This window comes from Pantoea sp. ACRSB (assembly GCF_022346905.1).
In the GTDB taxonomy this organism is placed as follows: Bacteria; Pseudomonadota; Gammaproteobacteria; order Enterobacterales; family Enterobacteriaceae; genus Pantoea; species Pantoea piersonii.
This window is the reverse complement of sequence record NZ_JAKRNL010000002.1, coordinates 515502-537531: the sequence shown is the minus strand read 5'-3', so window position 1 is coordinate 537531 and position 22030 is coordinate 515502. Positions and strand designations below refer to the sequence as shown.

Below are 22030 nucleotides of genomic sequence, written 5' to 3'. Positions count from 1 at the left end.
CCGCGCTACAGCGGCGAATCCTGCGAGATCTCGTCCAGCGACAGGCTGAAGCTGGGAATAAACACCTCGACGAAATAGTCCATTTCCGGCGAACGGCGCTGCTGCAGGGTTTTCTCCAGACGCGCCTTGGCCAGCAGGAACTCATTATTGCCTGCGGATAGCTCCTCCAGGCACTTCAGATAGGCGCAGAGCGCGTCCGCCTGTTTGACCACCGACTGTTCCGCTTCGCTGTGCTGATGTTCATCAAGCAGCGGACGGTAAACCTCCTGCAGCTCTTCGGGAAGCATCTCGATCAGCTTCTGCTGAGCGATCTTCTCTATCTTTTTGTACTCATGGGCGATTTGCGCGTTGTAATACTTAACCGGCGTCGGCAGATCGCCCGTCAGTACTTCGCTGGCGTCATGGTAAAGCGCCAGCATCGCAATGCGATCGGCATTAAGGTTTCCGTTAAACTTTTTGTTTTTAATCACGGCGAGCGCATGCGCCACCATCGCGACCTGCAAACTGTGCTCAGAGACGTTTTCAGTGCGCACGTTGCGCATCAGCGGCCAGCGGTTGATCAGTTTAAGGCGGGAAAGATGGGCGAAAAAGTGGCTTCGGGTCATGCGTTATCCTGTCAGCAACGGGGGAAGCGTCGCGCTTCCCCAAATGCTGTCAGTATACGCGGCAGGTTTTACTGGCGATACCCTTGCAGGAAGCGGTCAAATTTACCGATAGCCATCTCCAGATCGTCAACGCGCGGCAGCGTGACGATGCGTACGTGATCCGGCCAGGGCCAGTTAAAGGCGGAGCCCTGAACCAGCAGCACTTTTTCCTGCAGCAGGAAGTCCAGCACCATTTTCTGGTCGTCGTGGATGTTGAATTTTTTCGCGTCGATACGCGGGAACATATAGAGCGCGCCGTTCGGCTTCACGCAGCTGACGCCGGGAATATCGTTGATCAGCTCCCAGGCGCGCTGGCGCTGCTCATAGAGGCGACCGCCGGGCGCGATAAATTCGCTAATGCTCTGATAGCCGCCCAGCGCAGTCTGGATCGCATGCTGCGCCGGCACGTTGGCGCACAGACGCATGGACGCCAGCATCTCCAGCCCTTCAATATAGCCTTTGGCGTGCTTCTTCGGCCCGTTAAGCACCATCCAGCCCTGACGGAAACCCGCCACGCGGTAAGTTTTCGAAAGGCCGTTAAAGGTGATGGTCAGCAGATCGGGCGCCAGCGCGGCGATCGAGTGGTGCTGCGCTTCGTCATACAGGATCTTGTCGTAAATCTCGTCGGCGAAAATGATCAGATTATGCTGACGCGCGATCTCTACGATCTCCAGCAGCAGCTCTTTACTGTACACCGCGCCGGTGGGGTTATTCGGGTTAATGATGACGATGCCGCGCGTGCGTGGCGTGATCTTACTGCGAATATCGTCGAGATCCGGGAACCAGTCTGAGGATTCGTCGCACAGATAGTGCACCGCCTTGCCGCTGGAGAGCGACACCGCCGCCGTCCAGAGCGGATAGTCGGGCGCGGGCACCAGCATCTCGTCGCCGCTGTTCAGCAGCGCCTGCATCGCCTGCACGATCAGTTCTGAAACGCCGTTGCCGATATAGATATCTTCAACCGTGACGTCGCGCATATCGCGCGCCTGGTAGTGCTGCATAATGGCTTTACGCGCGGAATAGAGGCCTTTTGAGTCGCAGTAGCCCTGAGCGCTGGGCAGATTGCGGATCACATCGACCAGAATTTCGTCCGGTGCTTCGAAACCGAAAGGGGCGGGGTTGCCGATATTAAGCTTGAGGACTTTGTTGCCTTCTTCTTCGAGACGTTTAGCCTCTTTAAGTACCGGCCCGCGAATGTCGTAACAGACGTTTTCCAGCTTGCCGGATTTATCAATTTGAAAAGTCATTTTTAATCGCCTTTGTGGGCAGAATCCTTTTGCTGCCGCAGAAATCAAACCAGCACAATGTACTCTCCTCCTGGCGACAAAAGAAGGGCAGCGGCAGGTTTTGGCGTCTTTGCCATCTTTTTACGGCAGCTATAGCGGAATGCATAATTTCTTTGCAATTAGCTGGTTACAAAAACTGATTTTAAGTTTCCAGCCGATATTTTTCTCTACGAGACGCGCTTTTAGCTGTAAACCCCGCTGTCCGCTGCGCTAACAAGCGATCAAGAAGTTTTAAGCTGGATTCGCACCCGAAACGCAGGTAGATGAACAAGGAAATAGTTAAGCTATTTTACATAAATGCTTAAAAAAACGTCCGGCCTGATCGACGGATAAGCCAACCCGGAAGCGAACAGGCCTGCTGGGGCACGTTCATGGCTGTAAATAGCCGGAAAAGTTCCCTGTGCGAAAGGTCCAGTGCTTACCCAATAAAAGGTATTTAAGGCCTATCTTCGCACTTTATCTCGCTTTTCAGAAACAGGGAGGTTAAAAATTGCGCAGCGATATGCCAGGATGGACTTGAAATGCGATCTGGTCAAAAATTACGATGCTTTTCACAAAATCATTTCCATTTTGAACGTAAAAATGATTAAGTATAATTTATTATTTGTCGCATTTAGCCGCTACGCAATTCATAATCCGGTAGCTGGCTTTTTTCCGTCCTCTGAAGGTACGGAACCCTAGACACCAACGCAGCTTCCTGCATTTGCGCTCCCGCGCTGTCGGTCCAGAAGTTGTTTCTGTCTACTTAACGCTGCTTTCCCGCTATTCGGGATGCGCGTTTGTCGGTATACGTCTGACACGAATTTCTTTGGCGGTCTAACACAGGGCCGGCAATGAGCATCATTACCGCTTATCTCTTTGATAAGTAGCGTAATAACACCAGGGTAGTAGTTTTTTAAAAATCTTATAAGTGAAGAAAACATGACTAATGCAAATCGTCCGATACTGAATCTCGACCTCGATCTGCTGAGAACGTTTGTTGCCGTTGCGGACCTGAACACTTTCGCGGCCGCCGCTGCCGCTGTGTGCCGAACCCAGTCTGCCGTCAGCCAGCAGATGCAACGTCTGGAACAACTGGTAGGTAAAGAGCTGTTTGCCAGACATGGACGTAATAAATTATTAACTGAGCACGGTATTCAGCTTTTAGGCTACGCCAGGAAAATTCTGCGTTTTAACGACGAGGCCTGCACATCGCTGATGTACAGCAACATCCAGGGCGTACTGACCATCGGCGCTTCAGATGATACCTCTGATACCATCCTGCCGTTTCTGCTGAACCGCGTGACCTCGGTCTATCCGAAGCTGGCGATCGACGTTCGTGTTAAGCGTAACCCCTTTATGATGGAGATGCTGAACCAGGGCGAAGTCGATCTGGTTGTCACGACCTCCAGCCCCGGCAGCTTTACCCATCAGGTGCTGCGTACGTCGCCGACGCTGTGGTACTGCGCGGCAGACTATATTTTTCAGCGCGGCGAAGCGATTCCTCTGGTGCTGCTGGATGAGCCCAGCCCGTACCGCGATATGGCGATCGATCACCTCAACGAGGCGGGCATTCCATGGCGTATCTCTTACGTCGCCTCTACGCTTGCTGCGGTACGCGCCGCGGTGAAAGCGGGGCTGGGCGTTACTGCGCGTCCGGTAGAGATGATGAGTCCTGAACTGCGCGTAATGGGCGCGGCGGAAGGCCTGCCTGTGCTGCCGGATACGCAATATCTGCTGTGCCGCAATCCTGACAGCGATAACGAGCTGGCGCTGGCGATTTTTAACGCCATGCAGTCCACCAACGATCCCTATAATCTGAGTGCTAACCCGGACGGGACGCTGTTGCTCGATGATGAAGAGTAACCGGCAGATAACATTGTCGGTTTCTTGTTGATCACGTTGCCAGTTCGTCAAACTGTAATAAAAAGGCCCTTCGTTACGCTTATGCATCCGAAGGGCTTTTTTTATTCGTTTAAAACGAACGCTTACTTCCACTTTACCTGCTAGCCTCTCTCTTATCCCTCCAAAAACAAAACCGCGTTTCAGTCAAGTAAGGAATGGAATTTCCGCACTAAAAATTTGAAAGGGTTGTTCCGTATCTGTGTAACATTTGCTGAAAAAAGGGACAAAAAGGCAGGTTTTGTGTCCTGGATCAAAAAAATAACCCTGATAAGGGGAAGGAAAATTCGCTAAAGCCTGCCAGAATACGTCGGATAAATGCACGATCCATGCATTTGCATTCCAGCTATATTCTAAAAGCCCATACAGACTGAAGCGATTTAGCTGGCATCGCGCGCATCATATGTTAAAATTTTGATGCGCGTGTAAAATAATGTTTGGATACTTTTGTCAAAGTTGACAAAAGGTTATAGAAAGGAGTAAAAGACCCCATAAAATTGCTGCCTAATTGATAATGACAGCATAATTTATAAGGTTTTTTTCCTTCCCTTAAATCGATGTGGTGCGTTTGCTGCAAGTGACCTGCGCAGGATGCCATCGCCACTTTTGATGAGTAAGCAAAGAGTATGTCAACAGCCACCGAAGTCGTCGCTCACCACTGGGCGTTTATCATATTTGTTATTATCGCGTTCGGCCTTTGCGCCTTTATGCTTGCCGGAGGATGGCTCTTAGGTGGCCGTGCTAAGGCTCGCCATAAAGAGACGCCGTTCGAATCTGGTATCGAATCCGTTGGCGACACCCATATCCGCCTGTCGGCGAAGTTCTACCTCGTCGCCATGTTCTTCGTCATCTTCGACGTTGAAGCGCTCTTTCTATACGCATGGTCGACCTCTATCCGTGAAAGCGGCTGGGTCGGCTTTGTCGAAGCCGCAATTTTCATTTTGGTGCTCCTGGCGGGGCTGGTCTATCTGGTGCGTATCGGCGCGCTGGACTGGGCGCCTGCACGTCGTCGCGTGGTGGTCAAATCCAGCCCGATCGGTCACACCAACCCTCATAAGCAGTAAAAGCGAGGCAATCTGATGGACTATACGCTCACCCGCATAGACCCCAACGGTGGTGAGAACGACCGTTACCCTCTGCAAAAACAGGAGATCGTAGCCGATCCCCTTGAGCAGCACGTTCATCGCAGCGTCTACATGGGCAAGCTCGAGCATGCCCTGCATGACATGGTGAACTGGGGCCGTAAAAACTCCCTGTGGCCCTATAACTTTGGTCTGTCCTGCTGCTATGTAGAGATGACCACCTCCTTTACCGCCGTGCATGACGTGGCGCGTTTTGGCGCGGAAGTTATGCGCGCCTCGCCGCGTCAGGCGGATTTTATGGTAATCGCCGGTACGCCCTTTACCAAAATGGCGCCGGTGATTCAGCGTTTGTACGACCAGATGCTGGAGCCGAAGTGGGTGATCTCCATGGGCGCCTGCGCTAACTCAGGCGGCATGTACGACATCTACTCCGTGGTGCAGGGCGTGGACAAGTTCCTGCCGGTCGATGTCTATATCCCCGGCTGCCCGCCGCGTCCTGAAGCCTATATGCAGGCGCTGCTGCTGCTGCGCGAGTCGATCGGTAAAGAGCGCCGTCCGCTGTCGTGGGTCGTTGGCGATCAGGGCGTTTATCGCGCCAATATGCAGTCGGAACGTGAAAGAAAACGCGGCGAGCGCATCGCCGTCACGAATCTTCGCACGCCTGACGAAGTGTAAGAACACCGTACATGGATGGATTCCACGGCCGCGGCAAAACACCACAACTTAATGCGCGGCCCCATCCTGACGCCTTCTTTTGAGTGCCTGGCGACAGGCCGGAATGGTGAGTAACGTATGACAGATTTAACCACGCACGATCTCGCTCAGCCTGCATGGCAAACCCGGGATCACCTGGATGACCCGGTGATCGGCGAGCTGCGTAACCGTTTTGGGCCGGATGCCTTTACCGTTCAGCCTACCCGTACGGGCCTTCCCGTGGTCTGGGTAAAGCGCGAGCAGCTGCTGGAGATCGTAGCTTTCCTGCGTAAACTGCCAAAACCTTACGTCATGCTCTATGACCTGCATGGCATGGATGAGCGTTTGCGTACCCACCGCGCCGGTCTGCCCGCCGCGGATTTTTCCGTTTTCTACCATTTTCTGTCGATCGAACGTAACCGCGACATCATGCTCAAGGTGGCGCTGTCGGAGAACGATCTGCACCTGCCGACGCTGACCAAAATCTTCCCGAACGCCAACTGGTACGAGCGCGAAACCTGGGAGATGTTCGGCGTGACCTTTGATGGCCACCCGCACCTGACGCGCATCATGATGCCGCAGACCTGGGAAGGGCACCCGCTGCGTAAAGATTATCCGGCGCGCGCCACAGAGTTCGACCCCTTCACGCTTACCAAACAGAAAGAAGATCTGGAGATGGAGGCGCTGACCTTCAAGCCAGAAGACTGGGGCATGAAGCGCAGCACCAACAGTGAGGACTTTATGTTCCTCAACCTGGGTCCGAACCACCCGTCGGCACACGGTGCTTTCCGTATTATTCTGCAGCTGGACGGCGAAGAGATCGTCGACTGCGTGCCGGATATCGGCTATCACCACCGCGGCGCGGAGAAGATGGGCGAGCGCCAGTCATGGCACAGCTATATCCCCTATACCGATCGCGTGGAGTACCTCGGCGGCTGCGTAAACGAAATGCCTTACGTGCTGGCGGTGGAAAAACTCGCTGGCATCGTGGTGCCGGATCGCGTCAACGTTATTCGCGTCATGCTTTCTGAGCTGTTCCGCATTAACAGCCACCTGCTCTATATCTCGACCTTTATTCAGGACGTCGGCGCAATGACGCCGGTCTTCTTCGCCTTTACCGATCGCCAGAAGATTTATGACGTGGTTGAGGCCATTACCGGCTTCCGTATGCATCCGGCCTGGTTTCGCATCGGCGGCGTAGCGCACGATCTGCCGAAAGGCTGGGAGCGTCTGCTGCGCGAGTTCCTCGACTGGATGCCGAAGCGCCTGAAAGAGTATGACAAAGCCGCGCTGCGCAACAGCGTGCTGGTTGGCCGTTCAAAAGGCGTTGCCGCCTATAACATGGAAGAGGCGCTGGCCTGGGGCACCACCGGTGCTGCGCTGCGCGCCACCGGCCTGGATTTCGACGTGCGCAAATGGCGTCCCTATTCAGGTTATGAAAACTTCGACTTTGAAATTCCGGTTGGGGCTGGCATCAGCGATGCCTACACGCGCGTACAGCTGAAGATGGAAGAGATGTGGCAGTCGCTGCGTATTCTTGAGCAGTGCCTGAACAATATGCCGGAAGGCCCGTTCAAGGCGGATCACCCGCTGACCACGCCGCCGCCGAAAGAGCGTACGCTGCAGCATATTGAAACGCTGATCACTCACTTCCTGCAGGTTTCATGGGGCCCGGTGATGCCGGCCAACGAATCGCTGCAGATGATTGAGGCGACCAAAGGGATCAACAGCTACTACCTGACCAGCGACGGCAGCACCATGAGCTATCGCACCCGCGTGCGCACGCCGAGCTTCCCGCACCTGCAGCAGATCCCGTCGGTGATCCGCGGCAGCCTGGTATCCGACCTGATCGTTTACCTCGGTAGTATCGATTTTGTTATGTCAGACGTGGACCGCTAATTATGCACGATCAAAAAATTGCCATTCATACGATCGACCCGAACGAGGTCTTCGTGCTGAGCGCGGAAGAGCATCACGCTATCGAGCACGAAAAACACCACTATGAAGATGCGCGCGCGGCGTCGATTGAGGCGCTGAAGATTGTGCAGAAGCAGCGCGGCTGGGTGCCGGATGGCGCTATTCACGCTATCGCCGAGGTGCTGGGCATTCCGGCGAGCGACGTCGAAGGCGTCGCCACCTTCTACAGTCAGATTTTCCGTCAGCCGGTCGGCCGTCACGTTATCCGCTATTGCGACAGCGTAGTGTGTCACATCACTGGCTATCAGGGCATTCAGGCGGCGCTTGAGCAGAATCTCAATATCAAGCCTGGCCAGACCACGGCGGACGGCCGGTTTACGCTGCTGCCGACCTGCTGTCTGGGCAACTGTGACAAAGGCCCGACCATGATGGTGGATGAAGATACCCACGTTCATCTGACGCCGGAAGGCATCGCCTCATTACTGGAGCAGTATCAATGACCATCAAACAGATCATTCGTACTGCGGAAACGCACCCGCTCACCTGGCGTATGCGCGATGACAAACAGCCGGTATGGTTTGAAGAATATCGCAGTAAAAACGGCTATGCGGGCGCGGAAAAAGCGCTGAACGGCATGGCGCCGGACGAAATCGTCGCGGCGGTGAAAGATTCGGGTCTGAAAGGACGCGGCGGCGCAGGCTTCTCCACTGGTCTGAAGTGGAGCCTGATGCCGAAAGACGAATCCATGAACATCCGTTACCTGCTGTGTAACGCCGATGAGATGGAGCCGGGCACCTATAAAGACCGCCTGCTGATGGAGCAGATGCCGCATCAGCTGGTGGAAGGCATGCTGATTAGCGCCTTCGCGCTGAAAGCCTATCGTGGTTACATCTTCCTGCGCGGCGAGTATATCGAAGCGGCGGTGAACCTGCGTCGCGCTATCGCGGAAGCGACCGAAGCGGGCTTCCTCGGTAAAAACATTCTTGGCACCGGGTTCGACTTCGAGCTGATCGTGCACACCGGCGCGGGTCGTTACATTTGCGGCGAAGAGACGGCGCTGATCAACTCGCTGGAAGGGCGTCGCGCCAACCCGCGTTCCAAGCCGCCGTTCCCGGCAAGCGCGGGCGTGTGGGGCAAGCCGACCTGCGTTAATAACGTGGAAACGCTCTCCAACGTACCGGCGATCCTGGCCAACGGCGTCGAATGGTACAAAGGCCTGTCGAAAAGCGACGATGCCGGCACCAAAATGATGGGCTTCTCCGGCCGCGTAAAAAATCCAGGCGTATGGGAGCTGCCGTTCGGCATTACCGCGCGTGAAATCCTGGAAGATTATGCAGGCGGCATGCGCGACGGTCTGCGCTTTAAAGCCTGGCAGCCGGGCGGCGCGGGTACCGACTTCCTGACCGAGCAGCATCTCGATTTGCCGATGGAGTTCGCCAGCATTGGTAAAGCGGGCAGCCGCCTGGGTACGGCGCTGGCGATGGCCGTCGACCACGAGATCAATATGGTGTCGCTGGTGCGCAACCTGGAAGAGTTCTTCGCGCGTGAATCGTGCGGCTGGTGTACGCCATGCCGCGACGGCCTGCCGTGGAGCGTGAAAATCCTGCGCGCGCTGGAGCAGGGCAAAGGGCAGCCGGGCGATATCGAAACCCTGCAGCAGCTTTGCCGCCAGCTTGGCCCTGGCAAAACTTTCTGCGCCCACGCGCCTGGCGCGGTGGAGCCGCTGCAGAGCGCCATTAAATATTTCCGTGAAGAGTTTGAAGCCGGCATTGCGCCGCAGGTCTTCGGCAATACGCGCGCAATCGGCGGTATTCAGCCTAACCTGCTGAAAGCACGCTGGTAATTCACCGCAGCACACGGAATCGGCTCTGCGCCGCTGCCCCAAAACCGGGGCAAGAATATGATTAACGCTCGTCTCTGACGAGCCTTACGGAAGCATGTTCACTATGGCTACAATCCATGTAGACGGTAAAGAATATGATGTGAACGGAGCGGACAACCTGCTGCAGGCGTGTCTCTCTCTGGGCCTTGATATTCCTTATTTTTGCTGGCATCCGGCGCTGGGAAGCGTTGGGGCTTGCCGCCAGTGCGCGGTGAAGCAATTCCAGAATGCCGAAGATACCCGCGGCCGTCTCGTCATGTCCTGCATGACGCCGGCCTCCGACGGCACCTTTATCTCCATTGACGACGGCGAAGCGAAAGAGTTTCGCGAAAGCGTGGTGGAGTGGCTGATGACCAACCACCCGCATGACTGTCCGGTATGCGAAGAGGGCGGCAACTGTCACCTGCAGGATATGACGGTGATGACCGGCCACAGCTTCCGTCGCTACCGCTTTACGAAACGTACCCACCAGAATCAGGATCTCGGCCCGTTCATCTCCCATGAAATGAACCGCTGTATCGCCTGCTACCGCTGCGTGCGTTACTACAAAGATTATGCCGACGGCAAAGATCTGGGCGTTTACGGCGCGCACGATAACGTCTACTTCGGCCGTCCGGAAGAGGGCACGCTGGAGAGCGAATTCTCCGGCAACCTGGTGGAGATCTGCCCGACCGGCGTCTTCACCGACAAAACGCACTCCGAGCGCTATAACCGTAAATGGGATATGCAGTTCGCGCCGAGCATCTGCCAGCAGTGCAGCGTCGGCTGTAACACCAGCCCCGGCGAGCGCTATGGCGAACTGCGTCGTATCGAAAACCGCTACAACGGTACGGTAAACCACTACTTCCTGTGCGACCGCGGCCGTTTCGGCTACGGCTACGTCAACCGTAAAGATCGTCCTCGTCATCCTGCGCTGCTGCGCGGCAACGACTGGGTCACGCTGAATGCGGAGCAGGCGGTTAACGCGGCGGCTGACGTGCTGCGTCAGGCGAAGCGCGTTATCGGCATCGGCTCCCCGCGCGCCAGCGTGGAGAGCAACTTTGCGCTGCGTGAGCTGGTGGGTGCGGAAAACTTCTCTACCGGTATGCCGGCGGGGGAGCAGGCGCGTCTGGAACTAATGCTTAAAATTCTGCGCGAAAGCGGCATCTATACGCCGTCCCTGCGCGAAATGGAAAGCTATGACGCTGTGCTGGTGCTGGGCGAAGATCTGACCCAGGTCGGCGCGCGCGTGGCACTCTCTGTGCGTCAGGCGGTAAAAGGCAAAGCGCGCGAAATGGCCGCGGCGCAGAAAGTCGCCGACTGGCAGATCGCCGCCATTCTTAATATCGGTCAGCACGCTAAACATCCGCTGTTCGTCACTAACGTTGACGAAACCCGCCTTGATGATATCGCCGCGTGGAGCTATCGCGCACCGGTGGAAGATCAGGCGCGTCTCGGCTTCGCCATCGCCAGCGCGCTGGATGAAAGCGCGCCGGTAGTCAGCGATTTCGACAGCAGCCTTAGCGGCAAGCTGGACGTCGTGGTGCAGGCGCTGGCTGGTGCGAAAAAACCGCTGATTATCTCCGGCACCCACTCGGGCAGCACAGCGATGATCGAAGCGGCGGCCAACGTCGCTAAAGCGCTGAAGGCGCGTGGTGCCGACGTCGGCATTACGCTGCTGGCCGGTGCGGCGAACAGCATGGGTCTGGGCCTGATGGGCGGCAACACGCTCGACAGCGCGCTGGAACAGCTGAGCAACGGCGAAGCGGATACGGTGGTGGTGCTGGAGAACGACCTCTATCGTCATGCGCCGAAAGCGCAGGTAGATGCCGCGCTGGCTAACGCCACGAACGTGATTGTGGTCGATCATCAGCGCACCGCGACGCTGGAGAAAGCGGGCCTGGTGCTCTCTACCGCCAGCTTCGCCGAAAGCGACGGCACCTCGATCAACCATGAAGGCCGCGCGCAGCGCTTCTTCCAGGTTTACGATCCGGCTTACTACGACAACAGCATCGTGATGCTGGAGAGCTGGCGCTGGCTGCACTCGCTGCACAGCACGCTGGAAAGCCGCCATCCCGACTGGACGCAGCTCGATCACGTCATCGACGCCGTGGTGGCGAAGCTGCCGCAGCTGAAAGGCATTAAAGAAGCCGCGCCGGATGCCAGCTTCCGCATTCGCGGACAAAAACTGGCCCGCTCGCCAAACCGCTCCAGCGGACGTACCGCCGCGCGCGCCAATATCAGCGTGCACGAGCCGCGTCAGCCGCAGGATCGGGACAGCATGTTCGCCTTCTCTATGGAAGGTAACAACCAGCCGAGCGCGCCGCGTTCGCAAATCCCGTTCGCCTGGGCGCCAGGCTGGAACTCCCCGCAGGCGTGGAACAAGTTCCAGGCCGAAGTGGGCGGCAAGCTGCGCAACGGCGACCCGGGTGTGCGTCTGTTCGAAGCAGGCGATGCGTCCCTGCCGTGGTTCACTGAGGTCCCGACCGCCTTTGTCGGCGGCGAGCAGTGGCGCGTCGCGCCTTACTACCAGCTGTTCGGTAGCGAGGAGATGACCCAGCGTTCGGCGGTGTTCCAGAAGCGTATGCCGCAGCCGATGCTGGTGATTAACCAGAATGATGCGGCGAAGCTGGGCGTGAATGAAGGCGCGGCCGTTGAGTTCACCTGTTCAGGCGAGACCCTGCGTCTGCCGGTGCGCTTCTCCAGCGCGCTGCAGCCGGGCCAGATTGGCCTGCCGCTGGGTATGCCGGGCGTTCCGCCGTTCCTGGCGGGCGCGCACATTGACAAACTGCAGGAGGCGGCGCGATGAGCTGGTTAACACCGGACGTTATCGACATCATTCTGACCGTGGTAAAGGCGATTGTCATTCTGCTGGTCGTCGTGGCGTGTGGCGCGTTTATGAGCTTTGCCGAACGCCGCCTGCTCGGTCTGTGGCAGAACCGCTACGGGCCGAACCGCGTGGGCTGGGGCGGTTCGCTGCAGCTCGCGGCGGATATGATCAAGATGTTCTTTAAAGAGGACTGGGTTCCGCCCTTTACCGACCGCTTTATCTTTACCCTTGCGCCGGTTATTGCGTTCGTCTCCCTGCTGCTGGCGTTCGCCATCGTGCCGGTATCGCCGAGCTGGATGGTAACCGACCTCAACATCGGGCTGCTTTTCTTCCTGATGATGGCGGGTCTGGCGGTTTACGCGGTGCTGTTCGCCGGCTGGTCGAGTAACAACAAATACTCGCTGCTGGGCGCGATGCGTGCTTCCGCGCAGACGCTGAGCTACGAAGTGTTTCTCGGTCTGTCGCTGATGGGCGTGGTGGCGCAGGCGGGCTCGTTCAATATGACCGCTATCGTTGAAAGCCAGGCGCATCTGTGGAACATCATTCCGCAGTTCTTCGGCTTCCTGACCTTCTGTATCGCGGGCGTGGCGGTGTGTCACCGTCATCCCTTCGACCAACCGGAAGCGGAGCAGGAGCTGGCGGACGGTTACCATATTGAATATGCCGGGATGAAGTTCGGCCTGTTCTTCGTCGGCGAGTATGTGGCTATCACCACCGTATCAGCGCTGATCGTGACGCTGTTCTTCGGCGGCTGGCAAGGCCCGTTCCTGCCGCCGTTCATTTGGTTCGCCCTTAAGACGGCGTTCTTTATGGTGATGTTTATCCTGATTCGTGCTGCGCTTCCGCGTCCACGCTATGACCAGGTGCTGTCGTTCGGCTGGAAAGTCTGTCTGCCGTTGACGCTGTTGAACCTGCTGGCGACCGCCGCAGTGATTCTGTACAACGCGCAGTAAGAGGTGTTGAGATGACTTTAAAAGATATTGTCGTTGGCTTCGGCACGACAGTGCGCAGTATCTGGATGATAGGCATGCATGCCTTCGCCAAGCGCGAAACTCAGATGTACCCGGAGGAGCCGGTCTATCTGCCGCCGCGCTATCGCGGTCGTATCGTGCTGACGCGCGATCCCGACGGTGAAGAGCGCTGCGTAGCCTGTAACCTTTGTGCGGTGGCCTGTCCGGTCAGCTGTATTTCGCTGCAGAAAGCAGAGACCAAAGATGGCCGCTGGTACCCGGAATTTTTCCGCATCAACTTCTCACGCTGCATTTTTTGCGGGATGTGCGAAGAGGCCTGTCCGACTACCGCGATCCAGCTGACGCCCGATTTCGAACTGGGCGAGTTCAAGCGCCAGGATCTGGTGTATGAAAAAGAAGATCTGCTGATCTCTGGTCCGGGCAAATACCCCGAGTACAACTTCTACCGCATGGCAGGTATGGCGATCGAAGGGAAAGATAAGGGCGACGCCGAAAACGAAGCCAAACCTATCGACGTCAAAGGTTTGTTACCTTAAGGAGCCCGGCATGGAAATTGCGTTTTATCTTTGCGGTCTGGTGGCAGTGCTGACGACGCTGCGCGTCATCACCCACACCAATCCGGTACATGCGCTGCTGTATCTGATCGTGTCGCTGCTCTCCGTCGCGGGCGTTTTCTTTTCGCTCGGCGCCTATTTCGCCGGCGCGCTGGAGATCATCGTCTACGCCGGGGCCATTATGGTGCTGTTTGTCTTCGTGGTGATGATGCTCAATATGGGCAACGCCACCATGAAGCAGGAGCGCGAATGGCTGCAGCCTTCGCTGTGGATTGGTCCTGGCATCGTTTCGCTCTTGCTGCTGGTGGTCATGGTCTACGCCATTCTGACCGCTAACGATCAGGGCATCGACGGTACGGTCATCGACGCCAAAGCGGTAGGTATCAGCCTGTTCGGGCCTTACGTGCTGGCGGTGGAACTCGCCTCAATGCTGCTGCTGGCGGGTCTGGTGGTGGCGTTCCACGTCGGGCGCGAAGAGCGTCAGGGCGAAGTGATGAGCAATCGTGACGCCAATAAGGAGGAGCATGCATGATCCCTTTACAACACGGTTTAATTCTGGCCGCCGTGCTGTTTGTCCTTGGACTGACATCACTGGTGCTGCGTCGCAACCTGCTGTTTATGCTGATCGGCCTCGAGATTATGATCAACGCGGCCGCGCTGGCGCTGGTTGTGGCGGGCAGCTACTGGGGACAGGCGGATGGACAGGTGATGTATATCCTGGCGATCAGCCTTGCGGCGGCGGAAGCCAGCATCGGCCTGGCGCTGCTGCTCCAGCTCTATCGTCGTCGTCTGACGCTGAACATTGATACTGTGAGCGAGATGCGCGGATGAATCTTCTCTATTTAACAATCCTGTTTCCGCTGATCGGCTTCTTGCTGTTGGCGTTTTCCCGTGGTCGCTGGTCGGAGAACCTGTCGGCTGCGATCGGCATGGGCTCGGTGGGCCTGGCGGCGCTGGTGACGCTCTATGTCGGCATCGACTTTTTTGCTAATGGTCAGCAGCCTTTTACTCAGGCGCTCTGGACCTGGATGCAGGTCGGCAATTTCGACATTAAGGTTAACCTGACGTTGGACGGGCTTTCGCTCACCATGCTCTCTGTGGTGACCGGCGTCGGCTTCCTGATCCATATGTTCGCCTCCTGGTATATGCGTGGCGAAGAGGGCTACTCGCGCTTTTTCGCCTATACCAACCTGTTTATCGCGAGCATGGTGGTGCTGGTGCTGGCCGATAACCTGATGCTGATGTATCTCGGCTGGGAAGGGGTAGGGCTCTGCTCATACCTGCTGATCGGCTTCTACTACAGCAATCCGGAAAACGGCAAAGCGGCGATGAAAGCCTTTATCATCACCCGCGTCGGCGACGTCTTCCTCGCTTTTGCCCTGTTCATCCTCTACAACGAACTGGGTACGCTCAACTTCCGTGAAATGATGGAACTGGCACCGCAGCACTTCGCGGCGGATAACCATATGCTGCAGTGGGCGACGCTGATGCTGCTGGGCGGCGCGGTAGGTAAATCCGCGCAGCTGCCGTTGCAGACCTGGCTGGCGGACGCGATGGCGGGTCCGACTCCGGTATCGGCGCTGATCCACGCCGCGACCATGGTAACGGCGGGCGTTTACCTTATCGCCCGCAGCCACGGCCTGTTCTTGCTGACGCCGGAAGTCCTGCATCTGGTTGGTATCGTCGGCGCGATTACGCTGGTGCTGGCGGGCTTCGCCGCGCTGGTGCAGACCGATATCAAGCGCGTGCTGGCCTACTCGACCATGAGCCAGATCGGCTATATGTTCCTGGCGCTCGGCGTACAGGCGTGGGACGCAGCGATTTTCCATCTGATGACGCACGCGTTCTTTAAAGCACTGCTGTTCCTCTCATCGGGTTCGGTGATCCTTGCCTGCCATCACGAGCAGAACATCTTTAAAATGGGCGGCCTGCGTAAGAGCATTCCGCTGGTTTATGTCTGCTTCCTGGTGGGCGGCGCCGCGCTGGCTGCGCTGCCGCTGATTACGGCAGGCTTCTACAGTAAAGATGAAATTCTGTTTGGCGCGCTGGCGAACGGCCACATCAACCTGATGGTGGCTGGTCTGGTAGGCGCTTTCCTGACCTCAATCTACACCTTCCGCATGATCTTCATCGTGTTCCACGGCGAAGAGAAGATCCACGCGCATGCGGGTAAAGGTATTACTCATCATCTGCCGCTGATCGTGCTGCTGGTGCTGTCGACCTTCGTCGGCGCGCTGATTACGCCGCCGCTGGCTGGCGTACTGCCGCAGGGTGAACCGGGCGAAGCGGGCAAGGTTGGACTGGAGATTGCCTCTGGCGTAGTCGCCGTGGTCGGCATCCTGATCGCTGCTGCGCTCTGGCTGGGTAAACGCCAGCTGGTCAGCCGCGTCGCCAACAGCGCCCCGGGCCGTTTCTTCGGCACCTGGTGGTTCGCCGCATGGGGCTTCGACTGGCTGTATGACAAAGTGTTCGTCAAACCTTATCTCGGTATCGCCTGGCTGTTGCAGCGCGATCCGCTGAATGCGGTGATGAACCTGCCCGCGCTGGTGTCGCGAATCGCCAATAAAGGTCTGGTGGTCAGCGAAAACGGTTATCTGCGCTGGTATGTCGCCTCAATGGGCGTGGGCGCCGTGGTGGTGCTGGCGCTGATGCTGGTGGTTTAAAGATGAGCGGGATGAAAGATTTTCATCTCATCGGATATGCAAAAAGTGCCTGAGTAGTAAGCGTTATCGGCGCAGCCAGTTCTTCGTCGGCAGCGCGCAGCAACCGGAACGTATTTAACTACGTAAAGATTGCAAGCGCTGTCGGCGGCGGAAACGGCAAGCTGGATAGCTTATACAAAGGACATATAAGGGAAAGACTTCAGTGCTATTACCTTGGCTAATAATCATTCCATTCGTCGGCGGTTTACTCTGCTGGCTGGCTGAGCGCCTTGGCGCGAAGACGCCGCGCTGGATAGCCCTGATTACCATGGGCCTGACGCTGGCGATTTCGCTGCAGCTCTGGCTGCAGGGCGGCTATTCACTGACGCAGGCAGCGGGCATGCCGCAGTGGCAGTCGGAGTTCTCCGCCTCCTGGATCCCGCGTTTCGGCATCAATTTCCATCTGGCGCTGGATGGTCTGTCGCTACTGATGGTGGTGCTGACCGGCCTGCTCGGTCTGATGGCGGTACTCTGTTCCTGGAACGAGATCGAAAAGTATCAGGGCTTTTTCCACCTTAACCTGATGTGGATCCTGGGCGGCGTCATCGGCGTCTTCCTGGCTATCGATATGTTCCTGTTCTTCTTCTTCTGGGAGATGATGCTGGTGCCGATGTATTTTCTCATCGCGCTCTGGGGTCATAAGGCGTCCGACGGCAAAACCCGTATCACCGCAGCCACCAAGTTTTTCATCTATACCCAGTCTTCGGGTCTGGTGATGCTGATTGCGATTCTGGGGCTGGTGTTTGTGCACTATAACGCGACCGGCGTCTGGACGTTTAACTACGAGCAGCTGCTGAAAACACCGATGTCACACACGGTGGAATATCTGCTGATGCTGGGCTTCTTTATCGCCTTCGCGGTAAAAATGCCGGTGGTGCCGCTACACGGCTGGCTGCCTGACGCACACAGCCAGGCGCCGACTGCTGGTTCGGTGGACCTTGCGGGGATCCTGCTGAAAACTGCAGCCTACGGTCTGCTGCGCTTCAGCCTGCCGCTGTTCCCCAACGCTTCGGCGGAGTTTGCCCCGATCGCTATGTGGCTGGGCATTATCGGCATCTTCTACGGCGCGTGGATGGCCTTCTCGCAGACCGACATTAAACGCCTGATCGCCTACACGTCGATTTCGCATATGGGCTTTGTGCTGATCGCCATCTACACCGGCAGCCAGCTCGCCTTCCAGGGCGCAGTCGTGCAGATGATTGCGCATGGCCTCTCCGCCGCCGCGCTCTTTATCCTGTGCGGTCAGCTCTATGAGCGTCTGCATACGCGCGATATGCGTCAGATGGGCGGTCTCTGGTCACGCATTAAGTGGATCCCGGGCCTGTCGCTCTTCTTTGCAGTGGCGAACCTGGGGATGCCGGGTACCGGCAACTTCGCGGGCGAGTTTATGATCCTGACGGGCAGTTTCCAGGTGGTGCCGGTGATTATCGTGATCGGTACTTTCGGCCTGGTTTTCGCCTCGGTTTACTCGCTGATCATGATGCAGCGCGCCTACTACGGCGAAGCGAAATCGAAAGATCCGCTGCCGGGCATGTCGCCGCGTGAATTCACGATGATCATGGTGCTGGTGGTTCTGCTGGTGCTGCTGGGCGTTTACCCACAGCCGATTCTGGATACGTCCCATGCCGCCATGAGCAATATTCAGCAGTGGTTTACCGCTTCAATTTCAACTACAAGGCCGTAATTCGCCATGACAATAACTTTTCAACAATTGATCGCGCTACTGCCGCTGTTGATCGTCGGATTGACGGTGGTAGTTGTGATGCTGTCCATTGCCTGGCGACGCAACCACTTTGTTAACGCCACGCTGACGGTCATTGGCCTGAACCTGGCGCTGGTTTCGCTCTGGTTTGTGGCGCACGCGGGCGCAATGGACGTGACGCCGCTGCTGCGGGTCGATCCTTACTCTGTGTTCTATACCGCGCTGGTGATCCTGGCGAGCCTGGCAACCTGTACTTTCGCCTATCCCTGGCTGGCCGGTTTCCCGGACAACAAGGATGAGTTCTATCTGCTGGTGCTGATCGCGGCGCTGGGCGGGATCGTGCTGGCCAGCGCCAACCATCTGGCGTCGCTGTTTATCGGCGTCGAGCTGCTGTCGCTGCCGCTGTTCGGTATGATTGGCTACGCCTTCCGTCAGAAGCGTTCTTTAGAAGCGGCGCTGAAATATACCATTCTGTCTGCGGCTGCCTCCTCTTTCCTGCTGTTCGGCATCGCGCTGGTCTATGCCGATTCCGGCAGCCTGAGCTTCGTTAAGCTGGGAGAGAGCCTGAACGACACCATGATCCAACAGCCGCTGCTGCTGGTTGGTCTGGGCATGATGATTATCGGGCTGGGCTTTAAGCTGTCGCTGGTGCCGTTCCATCTCTGGACGCCGGACGTTTATCAGGGTGCGCCTGCGCCGGTATCGACTTTCCTCGCGACCGCCAGCAAGATCGCTATTTTCGGCGTTATCATGCGTCTGTTTATGTACGCACCGCTGACCGACAGCGAAGCCGTTCGCACCGTGTTGGGCGCGATCGCTTTCGTGTCGATTCTGTTCGGCAACCTGATGGCGATTTCGCAGAGCAATATCAAACGTCTGTTGGGTTACTCCTCTATCGCGCATCTCGGCTACCTGCTGGTGGCGCTGATTGCGGTGAAAACCCATCAGCTGTCGCTGGAAACTGCGGGCGTCTATCTGGCGGGTTACCTGTTCAGCAGCCTCGGCGCGTTCGGCGTCGTCAGCCTGATGTCCAGCCCTTACCGCGGCCCGGATGCTGATTCGCTCTACTCCTATCGCGGCCTGTTCTGGCACCGTCCTGTGCTGTCGGCGGTAATGACGGTGATGATGCTGTCGCTGGCGGGTATCCCGATGACGCTCGGCTTTATCGGCAAGTTTTACGTTATCGCTTCAGGCGTCAATGCGCACCTGTGGTGGCTGACGGCAGCTGTAGTTATCGGCAGCGCCATCGGCCTCTACTACTACCTGCGCGTGACTGTGAGCCTCTACCTCAGCCCGCCGGAGCTGCATACGCGCGATACGCCAGCTAACTGGGCGTTTACCGCGGGCGGCGTAGTCGTGCTGATTTCAGCGATTCTGGTGCTGCTGCTCGGCGTCTATCCGCAGCCGCTGATTACGCTGGTGCAGATGGCTCAGCCGCTGATGTAAACTGTTTTTCCCTTGATGAAATCAGGCCCGCGGGCCTGATTTTTTTTGCCTTCAGGAGAGCCTATGGAGATTAACTGGCAAGATAAGCATCACAGCGAACTGAGCGCGAAGCAGCTTTATGCGGTGCTGGCGCTGCGCTGCGCCGTTTTTATCGTCGAGCAAACCTGCCCTTATCTGGATGTGGACGGCCAGGATCTGACGGCCGATAACCGCCATATTCTGGGGATGCGCGGCGATGAGCTGGTGGCTTATGCGCGTATTCTTACCCCTGCGGATGACGCTGCGCCTGTGGCGATAGGGCGCGTGATTGTCTCCGCCAGCGCGCGTGGTCTGAACCTCGGAAACCGGCTGATGGAGCAGGCGCTGCTCAGCTGCGAACAGCACTGGCCAGGGCGCGAGGTTTATCTCTCTGCGCAGGCGCATCTGCAAAATTTCTATGGGCGTCTTGGTTTTCAGGCGGTCGGGGATATCTACCTCGAAGACAATATTCCCCATATTGATATGCGTAAATAAAAAACGGCGAGCCAGCAGCGACTCGCCGTTACAGACAGCTAAGCAGGTGAGATGGCTACAGCACCCGCGCAGTTCGATAGCTGACTTAAAACGGCAAGCCTTGGCTCGCCGCTCTCGCTTTTAGCCTGACGTCATCTGCCGGTCATCCACATATTTGCGCTGGTCCGGCGGCGGTGGGAAATACTGATAGAGCCAGGTTTCACTCAGAGTTTCATCTTTGGTGCGCAGGAACAGGCGCATCTCTACCGGCGTGGTAGCGTCGCTGTTGGGATACCAGTCAAACAGGATGCGATAACCGTTCATCGGCTCGACGTAGAGGATCTCGACCTGTTTGAAAGTGCCGGATGAGAGAGTAATGACCGGCTCGATGCCCTTCGGCGCAGCCGCTTTCAAATCGCCGCCGACGAAATCGATGGCGAAGCGACGGCACCACTGCTCCGGGAAGTGCTCGCCCGGCGCCCAGCCTTCCGGGAAGCCGCCGATGCCGGTGCGGGTCGCATCGACACGCGCCAGTCCGCTGCGAACCGGCGGCAGGCTGCTCCAGTAGAGCTTATAGGAGAAGCTGAACTCGCTGCCGGCTTTCACCGGCTCGGCTGGCTGCCAGAAGCAGACAATATTATCCAGCGTTTCCCCGGTGGTCGGGATCTCCATCAGGTTGATAGCGCCTTTGCCCCATTTGCCCACCGGCTCGACCCACAGGCTGGGACGCTTGTCGTACCAGCCGATAACGTCCTGATAATCTTTGAAGTCGTGGTTAAGCTGTAACAGGCCAAAACCGCGCGGGTTCTCATCCTGATAGGCATTGTACTGTAACTTCTGCGGGTTATTCAGCGGACGCGCGATCCATTCGCCGCTGCCGGTCCACATCGCCAGGCGATCGGAGTCATGGATCTGCGGATGATAGGTGTTGCACATGCGGCGCTCGTTGGTGCCGCAGCTGAACATGCTGGTCATCGGCGCGATGCCGAGCTGGCGGATCTCTTTGCGCGCGAAGAGATGGTTTTCCACCTCCATCACTACGCGTTGCGCTTCGCAGTGGATGGTGAACTTATAGGCGCCGGTAACGCTGGCGCCATCCAGCAGGGCGTAAACGACAAACGTGGTGTCGTCCGCTTTCGGCGTCTCAAACCAGAACGCGGTGAAGTCGGGGAACTCTTCGCTGCCGTTGCTGAAGGTGTTGACCGCCACGCCGCGCGCGGAGAGGCCGTACTGATAGGTGTCGTCTACCGCGCGGAAGTAGCTGGCGCCAAGGAAGGAGACAATATCGCGCCGCGCCAGCTCTGGTTTTTTAAAGGCGCGGAAACCGGCGAAGCCGAGATCGTTTTTGCCCACCAGCTGCTGGGTATCTACCTTCGCGTTGTTATAGTTAAACAGCTCAGGGCGAAAATGGATCTCACGCGCCTCACGGCTGTCAGCGTCAACGGAAAACATGCGGATGCGACGCTTAAAGCCCATGCCGACATGGAAAAACTGCACGTCGAGCTGACGATCGGGGATGGTGTTCCACAGCGAATGACCGGCGTCGTACTGAATTTCGTTGTACGCCTGCGGCGTCAGCGTCGCCAGCGTCTCCGGCAGCGCGCCTGGCGCTCCGCCCCAGGGCTGTTTCGCCAGCGCGGCGGCTTTCTTTTTCAGTACATCGAAATCGAAGCGCACAGCGGCGCCGTCAGCAATGCCATCTTCTGCCCAGGCGGATTGTGCAAACAGCGTGGACAGGCCGGTCATGCCGCTGACGGCGGAAAAGGCCATTGACGCTTTCATAAACATTCTTCGATTCATGCCAGAAATTATTCCTTAGCGTTCGAGTGTGTTGTGACTGTCCAGCTCTGCGCCCAGGTGAGCCAAAAGCGCAGATAACAGCAGGGTACGACAGTCTGGTAGATGAAAAATTCAATCCGCCTTAAATTTATCAGATTAATCAAGAAGGCTGAGGAATTTCGTATTGACT

General features: G+C 57.2%; 18 protein-coding genes. 15 read left to right on the top strand and 3 right to left on the bottom strand.

What is annotated here, in order from left to right:
- Positions 1-5: 5 nt before the first annotated feature.
- Together yfbR and MHZ89_RS08725 are read right to left on the bottom strand one after the other, a co-directional pair.
- Positions 6-605, bottom strand: coding sequence for a 5'-deoxynucleotidase (gene yfbR / locus MHZ89_RS08730; RefSeq protein ID WP_311782665.1), 600 nt, complete (start codon positions 603-605; stop codon positions 6-8).
- Positions 606-673: 68 nt separating this feature from the next.
- Positions 674-1891, bottom strand: a complete 1218-nt coding sequence (locus tag MHZ89_RS08725; RefSeq protein ID WP_120453076.1) for a pyridoxal phosphate-dependent aminotransferase — start codon at positions 1889-1891, stop codon at positions 674-676.
- Positions 1892-2851: 960 nt separating this feature from the next.
- Between MHZ89_RS08725 and lrhA the strand changes: the two genes are divergently transcribed.
- From lrhA to MHZ89_RS08650, 15 genes are all read left to right on the top strand, one after another.
- Positions 2852-3775, top strand: coding sequence for a transcriptional regulator LrhA (gene lrhA / locus MHZ89_RS08720; protein WP_033791641.1), 924 nt, complete (start codon positions 2852-2854; stop codon positions 3773-3775).
- A gap of 662 nt (positions 3776-4437) precedes the next feature.
- Positions 4438-4875 carry an NADH-quinone oxidoreductase subunit A gene (locus tag MHZ89_RS08715; RefSeq protein WP_311782664.1) on the top strand — a complete coding sequence of 146 codons (438 nt, stop codon included), beginning with the start codon at positions 4438-4440 and terminating at the stop codon, positions 4873-4875.
- A gap of 15 nt (positions 4876-4890) precedes the next feature.
- A complete protein-coding gene (locus MHZ89_RS08710) occupies positions 4891-5568 on the top strand; it encodes an NADH-quinone oxidoreductase subunit B family protein (RefSeq protein ID WP_033750488.1) in 678 nt (225 codons plus the stop codon).
- 117 nt (positions 5569-5685) lie between these two features.
- Positions 5686-7485 carry an NADH-quinone oxidoreductase subunit C/D gene (gene nuoC, locus MHZ89_RS08705; RefSeq protein WP_311782663.1) on the top strand — a complete coding sequence of 600 codons (1800 nt, stop codon included), beginning with the start codon at positions 5686-5688 and terminating at the stop codon, positions 7483-7485.
- A gap of 2 nt (positions 7486-7487) precedes the next feature.
- On the top strand, positions 7488-8003 hold the full coding sequence (gene nuoE, locus MHZ89_RS08700) for an NADH-quinone oxidoreductase subunit NuoE (RefSeq protein ID WP_120453084.1): 516 nt from the start codon (positions 7488-7490) through the stop codon (positions 8001-8003).
- A 2-nt stretch (positions 8004-8005) separates the two neighbouring features.
- The gene (gene nuoF / locus MHZ89_RS08695) at positions 8006-9346 is read left to right on the top strand and encodes an NADH-quinone oxidoreductase subunit NuoF (RefSeq protein ID WP_311783017.1); all 1341 of its coding nucleotides are present in this window, start codon (positions 8006-8008) and stop codon (positions 9344-9346) included.
- Positions 9347-9449: 103 nt separating this feature from the next.
- The gene (nuoG, locus tag MHZ89_RS08690) at positions 9450-12173 is read left to right on the top strand and encodes an NADH-quinone oxidoreductase subunit NuoG (protein WP_311782662.1); all 2724 of its coding nucleotides are present in this window, start codon (positions 9450-9452) and stop codon (positions 12171-12173) included.
- Positions 12170-13147, top strand: coding sequence for an NADH-quinone oxidoreductase subunit NuoH (nuoH, locus tag MHZ89_RS08685; RefSeq protein ID WP_033750471.1), 978 nt, complete (start codon positions 12170-12172; stop codon positions 13145-13147). The genes nuoG and nuoH overlap by 4 nt, the downstream gene beginning before the upstream one ends.
- Positions 13148-13158: 11 nt before the next feature.
- Positions 13159-13701, top strand: a complete 543-nt coding sequence (gene nuoI / locus MHZ89_RS08680) for an NADH-quinone oxidoreductase subunit NuoI (protein ID WP_120453090.1) — start codon at positions 13159-13161, stop codon at positions 13699-13701.
- Between the two features lie 10 nt (positions 13702-13711).
- Positions 13712-14251, top strand: a complete 540-nt coding sequence (gene nuoJ, locus MHZ89_RS08675; RefSeq protein WP_311782661.1) for an NADH-quinone oxidoreductase subunit J — start codon at positions 13712-13714, stop codon at positions 14249-14251.
- Complete coding sequence (nuoK, locus tag MHZ89_RS08670) at positions 14248-14550, top strand: NADH-quinone oxidoreductase subunit NuoK (protein ID WP_120453094.1); 303 nt, start codon at positions 14248-14250, stop codon at positions 14548-14550. Before nuoJ ends, nuoK begins: the two co-directional genes overlap by 4 nt.
- The gene (gene nuoL, locus MHZ89_RS08665) at positions 14547-16382 is read left to right on the top strand and encodes an NADH-quinone oxidoreductase subunit L (protein ID WP_311782660.1); all 1836 of its coding nucleotides are present in this window, start codon (positions 14547-14549) and stop codon (positions 16380-16382) included. Before nuoK ends, nuoL begins: the two co-directional genes overlap by 4 nt.
- A gap of 202 nt (positions 16383-16584) precedes the next feature.
- Positions 16585-18105: an NADH-quinone oxidoreductase subunit M gene (gene nuoM / locus MHZ89_RS08660; RefSeq protein ID WP_311782659.1), complete on the top strand. Its 1521-nt coding sequence runs from the start codon at positions 16585-16587 to the stop codon at positions 18103-18105.
- 6 nt (positions 18106-18111) lie between these two features.
- Positions 18112-19569, top strand: a complete 1458-nt coding sequence (gene nuoN / locus MHZ89_RS08655; protein WP_311782658.1) for an NADH-quinone oxidoreductase subunit NuoN — start codon at positions 18112-18114, stop codon at positions 19567-19569.
- Positions 19570-19632: 63 nt separating this feature from the next.
- Positions 19633-20082 carry a GNAT family N-acetyltransferase gene (locus MHZ89_RS08650; protein ID WP_311782657.1) on the top strand — a complete coding sequence of 150 codons (450 nt, stop codon included), beginning with the start codon at positions 19633-19635 and terminating at the stop codon, positions 20080-20082.
- Positions 20083-20202: 120 nt separating this feature from the next.
- Here MHZ89_RS08650 and MHZ89_RS08645 read toward each other — a convergent pair whose 3' ends face one another.
- Positions 20203-21861: a glucan biosynthesis protein gene (locus MHZ89_RS08645; RefSeq protein ID WP_311782656.1), complete on the bottom strand. Its 1659-nt coding sequence runs from the start codon at positions 21859-21861 to the stop codon at positions 20203-20205.
- Positions 21862-22030 lie beyond the last annotated feature (169 nt).

Coding starts and splice junctions, on each gene's coding strand:
- yfbR (WP_311782665.1), bottom strand. CDS start 605: ATGACCCGAAGCCACTTTTTCGCCCATCTTTCCCGCCTTAAACTGATC.
- MHZ89_RS08725 (WP_120453076.1), bottom strand. CDS start 1,891: ATGACTTTTCAAATTGATAAATCCGGCAAGCTGGAAAACGTCTGTTAC.
- lrhA (WP_033791641.1), top strand. CDS start 2,852: ATGACTAATGCAAATCGTCCGATACTGAATCTCGACCTCGATCTGCTG.
- MHZ89_RS08715 (WP_311782664.1), top strand. CDS start 4,438: ATGTCAACAGCCACCGAAGTCGTCGCTCACCACTGGGCGTTTATCATA.
- MHZ89_RS08710 (WP_033750488.1), top strand. CDS start 4,891: ATGGACTATACGCTCACCCGCATAGACCCCAACGGTGGTGAGAACGAC.
- nuoC (WP_311782663.1), top strand. CDS start 5,686: ATGACAGATTTAACCACGCACGATCTCGCTCAGCCTGCATGGCAAACC.
- nuoE (WP_120453084.1), top strand. CDS start 7,488: ATGCACGATCAAAAAATTGCCATTCATACGATCGACCCGAACGAGGTC.
- nuoG (WP_311782662.1), top strand. CDS start 9,450: ATGGCTACAATCCATGTAGACGGTAAAGAATATGATGTGAACGGAGCG.
- nuoH (WP_033750471.1), top strand. CDS start 12,170: ATGAGCTGGTTAACACCGGACGTTATCGACATCATTCTGACCGTGGTA.
- nuoI (WP_120453090.1), top strand. CDS start 13,159: ATGACTTTAAAAGATATTGTCGTTGGCTTCGGCACGACAGTGCGCAGT.
- nuoJ (WP_311782661.1), top strand. CDS start 13,712: ATGGAAATTGCGTTTTATCTTTGCGGTCTGGTGGCAGTGCTGACGACG.
- nuoK (WP_120453094.1), top strand. CDS start 14,248: ATGATCCCTTTACAACACGGTTTAATTCTGGCCGCCGTGCTGTTTGTC.
- nuoL (WP_311782660.1), top strand. CDS start 14,547: ATGAATCTTCTCTATTTAACAATCCTGTTTCCGCTGATCGGCTTCTTG.
- nuoN (WP_311782658.1), top strand. CDS start 18,112: ATGACAATAACTTTTCAACAATTGATCGCGCTACTGCCGCTGTTGATC.
- MHZ89_RS08650 (WP_311782657.1), top strand. CDS start 19,633: ATGGAGATTAACTGGCAAGATAAGCATCACAGCGAACTGAGCGCGAAG.
- MHZ89_RS08645 (WP_311782656.1), bottom strand. CDS start 21,861: ATGAATCGAAGAATGTTTATGAAAGCGTCAATGGCCTTTTCCGCCGTC.